General features: G+C 56.3%; 13 protein-coding genes and 1 pseudogene. 10 read left to right on the top strand and 4 right to left on the bottom strand.

The features are described 5' to 3' along the window. Positions 1-2 precede the first annotated feature (2 nt). From JQF37_RS09585 to JQF37_RS09545, 9 genes and pseudogenes are all read left to right on the top strand, one after another. Positions 3-1,184, top strand: a complete 1,182-nt coding sequence (locus JQF37_RS09585) for an MFS transporter (RefSeq protein ID WP_130207827.1) — start codon at positions 3-5, stop codon at positions 1,182-1,184. Between the two features lie 54 nt (positions 1,185-1,238). Next, positions 1,239-1,427: pseudogene (locus tag JQF37_RS09580) on the top strand (carotenoid oxygenase family protein); the annotation flags it as partial. 279 nt (positions 1,428-1,706) lie between these two features. After that, complete coding sequence (locus JQF37_RS09575; protein ID WP_223272681.1) at positions 1,707-3,068, top strand: MFS transporter; 1,362 nt, start codon at positions 1,707-1,709, stop codon at positions 3,066-3,068. 20 nt (positions 3,069-3,088) lie between these two features. Beyond that, a complete protein-coding gene (locus JQF37_RS09570) occupies positions 3,089-3,940 on the top strand; it encodes a fumarylacetoacetate hydrolase family protein (RefSeq protein WP_130207825.1) in 852 nt (283 codons plus the stop codon). A 3-nt stretch (positions 3,941-3,943) separates the two neighbouring features. Then, complete coding sequence (locus tag JQF37_RS09565) at positions 3,944-4,780, top strand: IclR family transcriptional regulator C-terminal domain-containing protein (protein WP_130207823.1); 837 nt, start codon at positions 3,944-3,946, stop codon at positions 4,778-4,780. A gap of 27 nt (positions 4,781-4,807) precedes the next feature. Continuing rightward, a complete protein-coding gene (locus JQF37_RS09560) occupies positions 4,808-6,457 on the top strand; it encodes a bifunctional 3-(3-hydroxy-phenyl)propionate/3-hydroxycinnamic acid hydroxylase (protein WP_130207821.1) in 1,650 nt (549 codons plus the stop codon). 21 nt (positions 6,458-6,478) lie between these two features. Next, positions 6,479-7,327: a VOC family protein gene (locus tag JQF37_RS09555; RefSeq protein ID WP_130207819.1), complete on the top strand. Its 849-nt coding sequence runs from the start codon at positions 6,479-6,481 to the stop codon at positions 7,325-7,327. A gap of 53 nt (positions 7,328-7,380) precedes the next feature. Further along, entirely contained in the window at positions 7,381-8,856 is a 1,476-nt protein-coding gene (locus JQF37_RS09550) for an aldehyde dehydrogenase family protein (RefSeq protein ID WP_130207912.1), read from the top strand. 67 nt (positions 8,857-8,923) lie between these two features. After that, a complete protein-coding gene (locus tag JQF37_RS09545; protein WP_130207817.1) occupies positions 8,924-9,910 on the top strand; it encodes a helix-turn-helix domain-containing protein in 987 nt (328 codons plus the stop codon). Positions 9,911-10,096: 186 nt separating this feature from the next. On the opposite strand, the gene JQF37_RS09540 is transcribed toward JQF37_RS09545, so the two are convergent. The 4 genes from JQF37_RS09540 to pobA form a co-directional block, all read right to left on the bottom strand. After that, positions 10,097-10,285 carry a hypothetical protein gene (locus JQF37_RS09540; RefSeq protein ID WP_130207815.1) on the bottom strand — a complete coding sequence of 63 codons (189 nt, stop codon included), beginning with the start codon at positions 10,283-10,285 and terminating at the stop codon, positions 10,097-10,099. 175 nt (positions 10,286-10,460) lie between these two features. Then, entirely contained in the window at positions 10,461-11,636 is a 1,176-nt protein-coding gene (locus JQF37_RS09535) for a methyl-accepting chemotaxis protein (RefSeq protein WP_130207813.1), read from the bottom strand. A 43-nt stretch (positions 11,637-11,679) separates the two neighbouring features. After that, complete coding sequence (gene tatA, locus JQF37_RS31805; RefSeq protein WP_130207811.1) at positions 11,680-11,916, bottom strand: twin-arginine translocase TatA/TatE family subunit; 237 nt, start codon at positions 11,914-11,916, stop codon at positions 11,680-11,682. A gap of 61 nt (positions 11,917-11,977) precedes the next feature. Beyond that, on the bottom strand, positions 11,978-13,165 hold the full coding sequence (gene pobA / locus JQF37_RS09525; RefSeq protein WP_130207809.1) for a 4-hydroxybenzoate 3-monooxygenase: 1,188 nt from the start codon (positions 13,163-13,165) through the stop codon (positions 11,978-11,980). Positions 13,166-13,367: 202 nt separating this feature from the next. Here pobA and JQF37_RS09520 point away from each other — a divergent pair, with 202 nt between their 5' ends. After that, positions 13,368-14,258 carry a helix-turn-helix domain-containing protein gene (locus JQF37_RS09520; protein WP_130207807.1) on the top strand — a complete coding sequence of 297 codons (891 nt, stop codon included), beginning with the start codon at positions 13,368-13,370 and terminating at the stop codon, positions 14,256-14,258. Positions 14,259-14,336 lie beyond the last annotated feature (78 nt).

The raw sequence follows: 14,336 nt of genomic DNA, 5'->3' as shown, positions 1-14,336 counted from the left end.
TCATGAATGCACTCAAAACTGTCGATAGCAAAAAAACACTTCTGGCAATCTGCGTAATGATGGTTATCTCGCTGGGGACACTCCAGATCCAGCCACTGCTCGGCGGTGCTTTTGTCGATCAATTGGGCATTCCATTGAACGCAATCGGCACTATATTCGCCGCCGAGCTGACGGCAATGGCTGTGGCCTGCGGGATCAGCGCCATGCTGATGCCAATGGTCAACAGGCGCAAGTTCGCGCTGGTGGCTCTGATAGCGCTGGTCCTGGGCAATCTGGCTAGCACTCAAGCAAACAGCTGGCTGTCCCTGACCGGCTGCCGCCTGATTTGCGGCCTGAGTGGTGGCGCGATCATGGCGGTTGTGTATGCCACCGCTGCGCTGCGCACCTCGAAGGATGCCACCTTCGCTATGATCAACATAGGCAACCTCCTCTGGGGCATGCTACTCGTTTCGTCCACACCGTTTATCCTCAAGACGGCTGGTGTGTCGGGCTCTTTCCTCGTACTGGGCGTGGCAAGCATCATCGCTCTGATCGGATATCGCCAAATCCCGGCCCATTTCGATGAAAAAGCCGCTCAATCAAGCAAGTCTGCACCACCACTGACGCTTACGGCGCTCCTGCTGATCTCGCTCTTTGCGCTGCTGTTCTTCGGACATTCCGCCTTGTGGGTGTACCAAGAGCGTATCGGCAAAAACATCGGACTGGATCCCGAGCAGATCGGCGCCATCCTGGGTGCCAGCATCCTTGGCGGCGCAATCGGAGCGGGCCTGGCCGGCGTCATCAAGCGTCGGATAGGCCTGCTTGCGCCCCAGCTAATAGGCTTCGGTACCGCAGTCGCGGCCACACTGATCATGGTTTACGGCGATAGTCCGCTGGCATTCGCTGTAACTGCCGGATTGATTCACCTGGTGTGGTTTTTCAGTCTGCCTTACCTACTGTCCATGAGCGCCGAACTGGACCCGTCGGGTCGCCTCGCTGGTCTGGGCAATGCCGCTATCTTCGTCGGCCAGGGTGCTGGTCCCTTCGGCGCAGCGCTGGTGGTTGGCGAGGGCAACTTCAGGGCTGTCGGATGGCTGGCGGCCGCGACCTACATCCTGGCCTTGGTGATCGCTTGTATTGTCGTGGCGCGATTTCGTCAACGCGCGCCTGTGGGCAACAATGAACTAGCCACGCACGCCGCCTGAACGCGATGCTCCGCATTCGGGCCCGCCCCGTACCCATAGCTGCAACGGGCCCGAAACCACGTCGTTTTTCCCATTATCCCGCTCACAGTGGATGTGGAGCGAATGAAGCGTGGCGGACAGCATTTACAGTGGCAACCTGACCTTCCACAGCTGTTCGCAGTACTGCCTCGCAGGGGCGATTCCACTGAGATTCGTTGGTACAAGGGACCGGTAAATGGCTTTCAGGGACATACGCTGAATGCGGTCCCTACCCACTCTAAGTCGTCCTTCTGCTGCCGGCCGCCCACCGGCAGTAAGTCTTGACGGTCGCCGCTCCTCATTTCCCCCCCTCTGGTTCGCAACTTACCTCAGCTACCGCCCTGCTCAAGAGTGGGCTGGCGCAGAAAACAGAGCAAATATTTTATATATTGGGATTTTTCATAAATCCCGCTTTACAGGATTTTTGCCTTGAATTAGATTTAACCCATCGCGAATTCATATGCGACTCCTCATGCACAAACACAAAAACAAGAGGCCTGCGCCGTGCATAACGAAACCACCTCCAGCGTCCTTGGCGACGTGGTCAACAATCGCCAAATGGGTGCTAAACAGTACGAAGTGCTCGCGCTTTGTCTGTTGGTTGCAATACTCGACGGCTTCGACACTCAAGTAGTCGGCTTTCTGGTCAGCCCCATGGCCCATTCCCTTGAAGTCGCGCCCGCCACCTTCGGTCCTGTCTTCGCCTCTGCCCTATTTGGTTTGATGGTCGGGGCTCTACTCTTGGCGCCACTGGCAGACGGCGTCGGTCGTAAAAAGGTGTTACTCGCGTCGATACTCACCTTTGGTGCGTTCTCTCTCATGACTGCCGCCGTGGGCAACTTCAACGAGTTGCTGCTAGCGCGTTTCCTGACCGGACTTGGCTTGGGAGGGGCGATTCCCAACCTGGTTGCCCTGACTTCCGAGTACATGCCTCGACGCTTCTCTCGCTCGGCCGTGACACTGGTTTTCTGCGGTATGCCACTCGGTGCCATGCTGGCGGGACTGACAGTTCAGCAAGTACTTGTGCTTTGGGATTGGCGAGCAATCTTCATCATCGGTGGACTGCTTCCTCTCGCTGTCGCACTGATCATTAGCATTCGCCTGCCTGAGTCGATGGAGTATCTCGCCCGCTCGACTAAAAACCGCACAGCTCTGGAACGCATCGTCCGTCAGCTCTTCCCGAGTGTCGGGCCTCTTCCCGAAGAAATCATCACAACACATCGAGACAAATCCGAACGTACGCCCGTGAAGCGGCTCTTCTGCGATGGAATGTGGCGCCGAACGATCTTGCTGTGGCTGCCGTACACCATGAACCTGCTAATCCTGTACTCGATAATGAGCTGGATTCCGACAGTGCTTGCTACTGCAAACGCGCCACTTTCCGCAGGTATCCAGGCGATCATCCTGTTCAGTCTTGGCGGCGTCATCGGTTCTATCTGCCAAGGCCACGTAATGAATCGCTACGGCGCCACGCAGGTTCTGGTCACCGAATTCTGTTGTTACCTGGCCTTGGTGCTCGCCCTCAGCACGCTGCCACTGGACATGGACATTTTCCTGACCGTCATGTTTGTACTAGGCATCATCGTTCAAGGATGCCAAGCCGGACTGAATGCAGTGGCTGCGGAGATCTACCCAGCATCCATCCGTTCCACCGGTATTGGCTGGGCGTTAGGTGTCGGTCGCATCGGCTCAATTCTCGGCCCCATTTTCGGTGGATTGATACTGAGCCTGGGCTGGTCGCTCCATCAAATTTTCATAGCGGCATTACTGCCCGGCGCCGTCGCTCTCGGCGCGACCCTGATCATTCTTCTGGACCAAGTGCGGGAAGCTGCACAAACCAACGACCGACTCCTCCGTAGCCAATAACCCAAGAAAGGGGATACTTCATGAAAATCACCAGCTTCATGCACCAAGGCCGACACTCATACGGGATTGTGGAAGGCAATCAGATTATCGACCTGGACTCGATGAAGGCCATCATTGGTAATGACGTCAAGGAGGCCATCGAACGCAACCGACTGCTCGAACTTCGTGAAATCGATCTGAACGGGCTGCCTCGCATCGACATCGCCGACGTCACTTTCCTGCCGGTAATCAGCAACCCCGGCAAAATCCTTTGTATTGGCATCAACTACGCAACTCACGTTCGCGAAACCGGTCGCGACATGCCAACTTATCCAATGATTTTTACTCGTTTCGCTGACAGCCAGACAGCTCACATGCAACCCATTCTTCGTCCAGCGGCCTCGCACAAACTGGATTTCGAAGGCGAGCTGGCTGTGGTGATTGGTAAAACGGCACGTCATGTCGACCAAGCGGACGCACTCGACTATGTTGCCGGCTACTCCTGCTACAACGACGGCAGTGTCCGTGATTGGCAGAAGCACACTATTCAGTTCGTGCCGGGCAAGAACTTCCCACAGACCGGCAGCTTCGGTCCTTGGCTGGTAACCAGTGACGAAATTGAGAATCCTCAAGACCTAGAGCTAACCACCCGCCTGAACGGTGAGGTGATGCAGCACACCAACACGTCCGACATGATTTTCGAGGTGCGCAAACTCATCGAGTACTGCACCACCTTCACTGAGTTGGCTCCCGGCGATGTGATTGTCACAGGCACCACAGGTGGCGTGGGCGCATTCCGCGAACCCCCTGTCTGGATGAAACCAGGCGATATCGTCGAAGTAGAAATCTCTTCTATTGGTATTCTGCGCAACATCATTGCCGACGAGAAATAACAAATGGACGGCCTGTCTAAACAAACGAAGCCAAACCCGCCACTGAAGAAGGTATTACCCGACAGCGTCAAGGCGTCGAGCCTTGAGCGTATGTTGCGCGTGCTCGATATCTTCACCGAAGAAGCCCCGATCTGGGCGGTCGATGATATGGGCGCGGTTCTCGGCTACACCCGTTCGACGGTCTATCGATACGTCCGTGAACTGGCCGATGCCGACTTGCTATTCCAGGTAGAAGCCGGCCGTTACACCCTCGGCGCGCGGATCATCACCTGGGATCGTCAGCTACGCGTGAGCGATCCACTCGTGCGCGCCGCGAAACAGCTTGAACCGCAGCTTCCTCGGTGGAGTGAGCATCAGGTCTGGCTGGTATGCCGTTTGTTCAAGAATCAGGTCGTCTGCATCCATCAGAGTGGCGCGCTCACCGATGAAGTGAGCTACGCCCGTGGTACGCCTCGTCCATTGTTCATGGGGGCAACTTCCAAGGCCATTCTCGCCAATCTGGGTACTCGTCAGCACAGCCAACTGTTTCTTGAGAACCCGGAGCTGATACGGCATAGCAACCTGGGCCAGACCTGGGACGATTTCCGGCGCTCGCTTCAGCGAATCCGCCGAAAAGGCTTCGTGATCAGTGCCGAAGAGGTCGATGTCGGGGTCTTTGGTTTGGCCGCCCCGATCTTCGACGGAGACGGAAAGGTCGTGGGAAGTATCTCCTGTGTTCGTCCTATTCAGGAACGGGACATAACTCTGGATGAGCAGCAAGGGCAGCAGATTGTTGTCCTGGCTGAAAATCTTACACAGCTGGCGGCAGCTCTATCTCAGAGACCTAATCAACTCGGCTGAGCCGCCCCTTATTGGAAGGGAGCAACAATGACAACCCTTAAATTGCAGTCTGGAGTCCTCGTAGTGGGCGCCGGACCGACCGGTCTCACCCTCGCGAACCTGCTTGGCCAGTCCGGTATCAACACCATCCTGCTAGACCGCAAGGCCAGTACCGTTGCCGAGCCCCGCGCCGTCTCCATCGATGACGAGTCCTTGCGCACAATGCAGGCGATCGGGCTGGAGCAGGATGTTCTCAAGGATGTCGTGACCGGATATGGAGTCCACTACTTCAACCGCCCTGGTGGACATTGCTTCGGCAAGGTTGAACCCACATCAATGCTCTACGGTTTTCCCAAGCGCAATGCCTTTCGCCAACCGCTCTTCGAAGCGACCCTGCGCCAGGGACTGGAGCGCTTCCCATCACTCAAAGCCTGTTTCAACCATGAGTTACTGAGTTTCCAGCAAGATGCCGAGCGCGTCGTCGCTCTCGTCAAGAATGACAAAGGCGAAGAAATCGAAATTACTGCAAGCTACCTGATCGCATGCGATGGTGGCCGCAGCCCCGTGCGCAAGCAGCTCGGCGTGGCAATGGTCGGGTCCAGCTTTCAATCTCGCTGGCTGGTCGTCGATACCGACAAGGACGACGACTCCTTCTGGCAGACCCGAGTCTACTGCGATGCCCGTCGCCCGGTTGTCGACGTTCCCGGTCCGCACCACACGCGTCGCTTCGAACTGATGCTTCGTGCTGATGAAACTGACGAGGAGGTCCTTTCGGAAGGAAGGCTGCAAGAATTGTTGCGCCCATTCCGTGGCAACAAACCCACCTCTATCGTTCGCAAGACGGTGTATACATTCCACGCACGTGTAGCGGAACGCTGGAAGGTAGGTCGCGTGTTCCTGGCGGGCGATGCAGCCCACCTGACCCCACCCTATGCTGGCCAAGGCATGAACAGCGGCATCCGCGATGCCCAGAACCTTGGCTGGAAGCTTGTCCAGGTCATGAAAGGAATCCTGGCCCCAGGCATTCTCGACACCTACGAGAGCGAACGCAGAGACCATGCCTGGGCGCTGATCCAGCTCGCGCTCAATCTCGGCGTTGTCATGGCCCCAGCGAGCGCTTTCAGGGCAAAGCTGATCAGTGGACTCTTCAGAGCCATAGGTATGGTTCCGCCGTTACGGGATTACTTCCTGCAAATGCGCTTCAAACCCAAACCCCGCTTTACCAAAGGTTTGGTGATCCCGAGTCGCATCGCCAGCCCCTACAAAACCGGAGAGATGTTTCCTCAGCCCACGTTATTCGATGAATCGGACTGTTCAATCAAACTCGACCACCTGATGGGCGATGGCTTCTCCCTTATCCAATGTGGCAGATCCGACAGTAACGATCTCGGCAAACTCCGACATCCGCTCTGGAACACTCTCAATGCGAAACGAATCCTGATCGAGCCCGCAGGCGAGCAGGTGGCTATCGAGACAACTTGTTCAAGCATGCGGACATTGAAGGACAAGCAAAGCACACTGCCATCGGCCTTCTTCGAATCGCAGGCAATCCTGCTGCTCCGTCCAGACAGGTACATCGCTGCGATCTTCGACTGTCACGACGAAGAGCACGTCGTGCAAGCACTGGAATCCCTCTTCCAAACCAAGCATTCCATTCCGCTGACCGGCTTCACCATGGCTGCCGAGGCACTCCGATAACGCACTGGACGGAGGTCCACCATGAACACTCTGCAAACAACCACCCCTGCTCGCCTGATGTACCTGCATATGGGGAGCAAGGAGCCTCAAAAGCAAATCGATTTCTATCAACGCATGATGGACATGCAATGCGAGCGCTTTACAGATGGAAGTGCAGTACTGAGAGGGCCCAACCGTGTCGTGCAAATCAGTCCTGCGGATAAGCACGGCCTCCTCGCCGCCGCGTTTCAGTTGGGGAGCAAAGCGCAACAGGCCGAATTGCGTCATCAGTTGGAAGAAAGAGGCTGCTCCGTCCAAGAGATCACCTCTCCCATCCTTGAGCAAGGATCCTTCAGCATTCGAGATCCACAGGGTCGCGAGACGATCTTCGGCGTCGCCAATAACCATCATCGCGCCGATCTCCCTGGAATGCCCGGTAGGCTTCAGCACGTAGTCTTCCAGACTACCGAGCTGGAGGATATGGTCGACTTCTACGTGAACACCGTTGGCTTCACCATCTCCGACAACGTGATGGATCAGGAAACAGGAAAGCTCATGGTGTGTTTCCTGCGCTCCGACGACGAGCACCACTCACTCGCATTCTTCCGCGGATCAAAGAACGAGTGGGATCACCACTGCTACGAAACCAACGAGTGGAATGATATTCGCGACTGGGGAGATCGCTTCGCCAAAGAGCGGATCAGTATTTTCTTTGGTCCCGGTCGTCATGGCCCCGGTAACAACCTGTTCTTCATGGTGGTCGATGCAGACCGGAACCGGTTGGAGTTCTCCGCTGAACTGGAGATGACTACGGCAGACCAGGCACCCGGCAATTGGCCGCAGAGCGAGTACACACTCAACTCATGGGGTCGCGCCTGGATTCGCAGTTGACCGCGATTCATTCAGTTCGGCTGATCTGTATCCGCAAAATCGGAGAAAAAATGATGCCCCTACAAACTGCCCCCTATTCAATTTCCGGCCGCCAATACATCAATGGAGCCTGGATCTTCGGCAGATCAACGCGCAAGCTCGACGACCGTAACCCCTTTACTGGCGAGCAGCTGTTGGCCATGTCCATGGCCTCGATAAACGACCTCAACGATGCTTATGCTGCCGCACAGCGTGCCCAGTCGGACTGGGCAGCCACAACTCCGGCCCAGAAAACCGAACTTCTGAATAACCTGGCACGGGTAATCGAACGTCGTACGGAGGAAATTACCTCCTGGCTTATCAAGGAGTCTGGCAGTACGCGCATCAAAGCCAGCTTCGAATGCAACGCCTCACTCAACCTGGTACGCGAATGCGCAAGCATGCCTTTCCAGGTAGAGGGACGAATCCTGACCAGTCACAAAACCGGTGAACAGAGCTTCGTCTTCCGGGAACCGTTAGGTGTGGTGGGCGTCATTAGTCCTTGGAATTTTCCGCTCTACCTCAGTATGCGTTCGGTGATTCCCGCCGTAGCCCTGGGCAACACTGTTGTTCTGAAACCAGCCAGCGACACAGCCGTCACTGGTGGCCTGCTCATCGCGCACCTCTTCGAAGAGGCTGGCTTCCCCGCTGGAGTGCTCAACGTCGTAGTGGGTGCCGGCTCGGAAATTGGAGATGCCTTCGTCGAGCACAAGGTGCCTGGCTTCATCTCCTTCACCGGCTCGACCGATGTGGGTCGCAACGTAGGTCGTATTGCCACAGGAGGCCAATACATCAAGCGCGTTGCGCTTGAGCTGGGCGGCAACAGTCCGATGGTAGTCCTGGACGACGCCGATATCGAAATCGCTGCACACGCGGCAGTCGTTGGCAGATTCCTCCATCAAGGCCAGATCTGCATGAGTGTCAACCGGGTGATCGTCGACCGAAAGGTCTATCCGGATTTCGCTGCGCTGGTTGCCGAGCGGGCTGAAAAGCTCAAGGTTGGGGACCCGAACCTGGCGGACACCGTGATCGGCCCGGTGATCAACCAGACTCAACTAGATGGTCTGCTCCGCAAGGTCGACAACGCCCATAACGCAGGTCTAAAGCTATTGGCAGGGGGGCAACCATCTGGTCTCGTCTTGCCGCCTCATGTCTTCGGCGAGGTACCTGCGGATCAGGAGCTGGCGCTTGAAGAGACATTCGGCCCGCTGCTTCCTCTGGTTGTAGCCAATGACGAACAACATGCGCTAGCACTTGCCAATGCTGGAGACTATGGACTGTCCAGCGCCGTCTTCACCAAGGACATGGCCCGCGGCTTTGCCTTCTCTCGCAAGATTGTTGCCGGGATGACGCATATCAACGACATCACCGTGGACGATCAGCCAAACGCTCCATTCGGCGGGGAAAAGAACTCGGGCCTCGGCCGATTCAATGGCCACTACGCCCTGGAAGAGTTCACACGTGCCCATTGGGTTACCTGGCAAGCAGGAGGGCATAACTACCCCTTCTGAAAAGGTGGTTCCTGAACGACATCGTTCGGAGCCCTGCTCCGAACGACATTACAAGAGAGAGAAAGAAATGAGCGCGCTTGCCACTGTCTGCACTGATCAATTCGTCCACACGGACCGTCTGATTAAATGGCGCGAGTTCATGAGTGACCATTTAGGCAAGACGCCTGACTATGTCCGACGCTTGGAGACCACCAGTTTCGAGCCCCTCAATGAACGGCCTTTCAATGGAAGGCTGGAGTATGGTGCCTTGGGCAATCTTCATTTCTGCCGAATGGTGTGCAGTCCCCACCGATTCTCTCGAAGCTTAAGCAAAGCACTCGCTCCCTCCGACACCCCATGGCTACTCATCCTGCAAATGAGTGAAGTCAGTCACTTCGAACAACATGGAAAAAGCTGTGCATTGGCCCCCGGAGAAATCCTGCTACTCGACTGTGGACGTCCATTCAACGTCACCAGCATGAAGGGATGCGAATATCTCATGCTGCTTTGCCATGGGCTTGACTGGCCGGTACGCGAGACGAGTGATTTACGACTGAACAACCGCAATGGCCTTGGACGCATGCTCCAGCACATGATAACTGATGCGTATTCCCAATATACGTTGCTAAACGATACAACCTCCAACCTGGTGGGCCAGAGCATCATTTCTCTCCTGAACAACACACTGGAAAATCAGAAACAAGAAACGAAGCTTGAGCATGACTTCCGCTACTTCAAAAAGCATCGGATCAAATCCTTTATTGAGCAAAATCTAGGGGAGCGCGAACTGACCATCGAGCGGATCGCACAAGCAGTGCAATGCTCTGTTCGCACACTGCACCGGGTCTTCGAAGGCGAAAACGGTAGTAGTCTCAACGAGTACATCTGGCAACGCAGACTTTCGCGATGCGCCGAGGATCTTCGGAATCCGGGCAGCGCATCCCGTTCGATTACAGACATCGCCTATGGCTGGGGCTTCAATAGCAGCTCACATTTCAGCAAGACATTCAAGTCTGCTTACGGTGTCTCGCCCAGGCTTTTCCGCGAGTCCTCTGCACTTGGCAGGGAATACTAAACTCCTCAAGGCCGTTGACCTGCATAACCATTTAGGAAGGCATGGACTGCGACGTCGACAGCCTGATCGACTTGCTTATCGGACGGTGCATCTTTCAGCCCCCAGAGATACTCGGCTCTGCCGGAGGAAGATGATGAATTGCACTCATGGCGCGGATCCGTTGGGTAGCGATGTTTCGCTCGATCATTACTGAGGCTTGGGGAAATCCAGAACGGTGTCGTTGATGCGATTGAATACGTTGGTGAAGGTAATGACCGAAATCGCCAAGGCGATATGCGCGACCTGCTCACCGCTGTAACCAGCGCCCTGCAGCGCTTCAACCTGCGCTGCTGGAAGCGTCCCGGGATTCAGAACAATGAATCGAACGAAGGCCACCAACGCGTCGCGCCTGGCTCAAGTGTCACGGACCTCGACGGCAGCTGGGGAAAACCGGGGGGGAACGCTGCGCAAGGGCTCACCCACGGTACGCCTCAATCAGGGTATCGGACCTGAAACCCGCGGTTGGTCGACGCCTTCGGATGGCGGGTGTCAGGCTGCGCAGCACAGGTATTCATTTTTCCAGCTCGGTGAGTACGCCGACCACCAGGTGCAGACTTTTACCCGCACTCTCGGTGCGTCGCACGTTTTCCTGATTGCTCGCAGAAATCACCACCAATTCGCTGAGGTTGCGTGAAATATCTTCGGTGACCAGCGTCTGCTCTTCGGCCGCAACGGCGATCTGCTGGTTCATGTCGCAGATGGTCTGCACCGCGTCGGTTACGCCGCCCAGAATCTTGCCGGCGAGCTGGACCTGATCAATGCCGCTCTCGATGCTGCGCTTCCCACTCTCGATGGCTTGTACCGCACTTTCTGCGCCCTTTTGCACGGTGGCGATGATGGTGTTGATTTCAGCCGTGGACTGGGCAGTACGTTGTGCCAGGTTGCGTACTTCATCGGCCACGACGGCAAAGCCTCGACCCTGCTCGCCGGCCCGGGCAGCTTCAATGGCGGCGTTCAGCGCAAGCAGATTGGTCTGTTCTGCAATGCTGTGGATGACCGCAAGCACCTCACCGATTCGTCCACTGTCATCTGCCAGGCGATGGATGACTTTAGCCGTGTTGGTGATTTCATCGCGGATGTCGTTGATGCCGTTGACCATGCCTACCATTGCTTTTTCGCCCTGCTGGGTCGCGTTTTCGGCATCATCGGCGGCGCGTGCAGCTCGCGTGGCATGGCTTGCAACTTCTTGCGCGGTGCTGGCCATTTCTTCCATTGCAGTAGCGACCTGATCCAGGCGCAGACTCTGGTCTTGTATGCCTTGACCCAACTCGATTGCGATCGAATTCAGCTCGCCACTGGCCGCATCCAGCTGGCGGGTACTCTGTTCCAGGCGCATGGAAGTCTCCAGGCGCACATCACGCAAAGTATCCATGGCCCATTGCAGGCTACCCGCCTGGTCTATCCGGGCATTGTTTGCCCGTTCAGCGCCATGGCTTCTATCCAACTGCTCAATGCATTCGAGCAAATGACCCAGTGGCGCGAATAACACACGGTTGAACAACCTCAGAGCCAGCAACCACGCCAGCACACCAACGGCGAGAAGTGCCAGGGCTCCCGTGAACCATGTCGGTTCAGACAGGACGCTAGTGAAAAAGTACACACAGAGCGGCACCGATAGCATGACCAACAACAGGCTGGCCCCTATCGACGCCAGCACCTGTGTGCGCATCGAACTCTTAAACAACATGAACTCGGTCCTCGGTAAACGAAGGGTGCAAATCGAGAAGCGATTAACGGCCCAATGGTGCCTGTTCGCTTTGTGTCAGCGGAGTTTGTGCAGTATCGCTCTGCACCCGCGCTGGCGTTGCAACCTGAGGCTGCGCCTCGTCGTCGCTGCTCACCGAGCGGCGAAAACCCTTGATCGTCTCGCCCAAGTCGGATCCCAGGCTCTTCAGGCGTTTACCACCGAACAGCACCGCCACTACGAGCAAGAGCACCAGCCAGTGTTTCCAGTCGAACAGGCCCATTTCCACCTCCTTATTTGTCATTCAACGCCCACTGCTTGACGGTGGGCGCGGTAGAAGCGGATTACTCGATATCTTCGTAGGGCAGGCCCACGTAGTTCTCTGCGATGTTGACCAGACCGGCGTGTGAGTTGAAATAATATTCACGGTCGGCTTGCTGCATCTTCTGGTCCCACGCGTCCTTGTGATCGCCGAAGTCGTGCAGCAGGTTGGTCATGAACCAGCTGAAACGCTCCCCCTTCCAGACACGGCGCAGTGCCAATTCGGAGTATTTCTCCAACAAGTCCGTACGTCCTTCCTTGTAGACCTTAACCAGGATGCGATACAGGTAGCACACGTCCGAGGCGGCCAGATTCAGGCCCTTGGCACCGGTTGGCGGAACGATATGGGCGGCGTCGCCGAGCAGGAACAACTTGCCGTACTGCATCGGCTCGACGACGTAGCTGCGCAACGGCGCGATGCTCTTTTCCAGCGATGGACCGGTCACCAGCTTTTGCGCCACGTCCTGTGGCAGACGTGCCTTGAGCTCATCCCAGAAGCGTTCGTCGGACCACTCCTCGACCTTGTCGGTCAGCGGTACTTGCAGGTAGTAACGGCTGCGGGTCAGCGAGCGCTGACTGCACAACACGAAGCCACGGTCGTGGTGGGCATAGATCAACTCGTGGTTGACCGGTGGGGTGTCGGATAGCAGTCCCAGCCAGCCGAATGGATACACGCGCTCGTAGTGGGTGAGCACCTCTGCGGGAATGCTCTGTCGGGCAACCCCGTGGAATCCGTCGCAACCGGCAATGTAGTCGCAATCGATCCGATGAGTCTGGCCATCCTTTTCGTAGGTGACGTAGGGACTTTCGCCCTTCATTTCGTGCGGTCGCACATTCGCCGCTGAGTAGATGACTGGAGCGCCACTGGCGGTGCGAGCGTCCATCAAATCCCGGGTCACCTCGGTCTGGCCATAGACCATGACCGTCTTGCCGCCCGTCAGCCCCTTCAGGTCAACACGTACGCGCTTGCCGGAAACCAGCAACTCAACGCCGTCGTGGACCAGGCCTTCGGCATCCATGCGTTCGTGGACACCGGCTTCGCGCAGCATGTCGACAGTGCCTTGCTCCAGCACCCCGGCACGAATACGGTTGAGGATGTACTCAGGCGTTTGGCGTTCGATAATGACATTGTCGATACCGGCCTTGTGCAGCAATTGGCCCAACAGAAGACCGGAAGGACCCGCACCGATGATAGCGATCTGCGTTTTCATTATTTTGACTTCTCGTAGGCACTCCAGCCGATGAGAAACGGCGGCCGGATGTTTTAGATTTATTCTTCCCTTGCATTTTTACTGACAAATTTTCGAAAAACAGGGGATAAACCCCACGAGAAATTGCACTTTTAGTAATTCTGTTCGATTATCGATTAACGAACTACCTCCTCGCATTAACTCCCGGCAGGTCGGTTGAACAATGAAAACAGGTCTCCCCAACATCCCCGTATTTAAGCTGTACGGCGAAAGCCAGACGTGGCCAACGTCTGACTTGCTGCACTGTGAGTCCATTCCCAAACGTAGCAGCCTGCATCATTGGGAGATCAAGCCACACCGCCATGCCGACCTGTTTCAGCTGCTATATGTCCAGCGCGGACAGGCCGTGGTCGAGATCGAGGGCAAGCGCAGTGATGTGCTGGAAGCGGCCATTCAGGTCGTCCCGCCCATGACGGTGCATGGCTTTCATTTCTCAGAAAACATCGAAGGCTACGTCCTGACCCTGAGTGCTCCACTGGTCGCCCGGCTGGAGGAACAAATGGGCGCCCCCCTGACTGTTTTAGCCTCAACGGGTTGTTACCCGGTCGGACGCGAGCGCCGCTATCTGACGCCCCTGTTCACCGCACTCCACCACGAATACCTGAACAGCGCGCCGTCCCGTGACCTGCAACTGCACTCGTTGGTCAGCGTACTGATGGTCTGGATCAGTCGACAACGACAAATGAAGACCTCACCACGCAACCTTGGCGAGCGCAATCAGCACATGCTTGGCCATTTCATCAGGTTGATAGAGCAGCATTACCGCGAGCACCTTTGCGTCGATACCTTTGCTCATCGCATCGGGCTCTCCAATGTGCACCTCAATACCTTGTGCCGGGAACTGACAGGGCAAACGGCGCTGCAAATGATTCACCAGCGTGTGATGCTGGAAGCCAAACGAAGCTTGATTTATACCAACATGAGTATCAGCCATCTGTCCGATCATCTCGGCTTCAGCGACCCCACCTACTTCTCGCGCTTTTTTCGCCGCCTCAGTGGCCAGACTCCGAATGCCTTCCGCCATGCGGCCAGGCATGGCGACAGCGATACCTGAACATTCGAACTTTCCGCGGCCAGCCGAATTCTCTTAACAAAAACCGCCGACCGCGTCAGAAGAAGAGATTTCAATCGC

The organism is Pseudomonas sp. MIL9, assembly GCF_016887925.1.
Taxonomy (GTDB): Bacteria; Pseudomonadota; Gammaproteobacteria; order Pseudomonadales; family Pseudomonadaceae; genus Aquipseudomonas; species Aquipseudomonas mohnii.
This window is presented reverse-complemented; position numbering and strand designations above follow the sequence as displayed.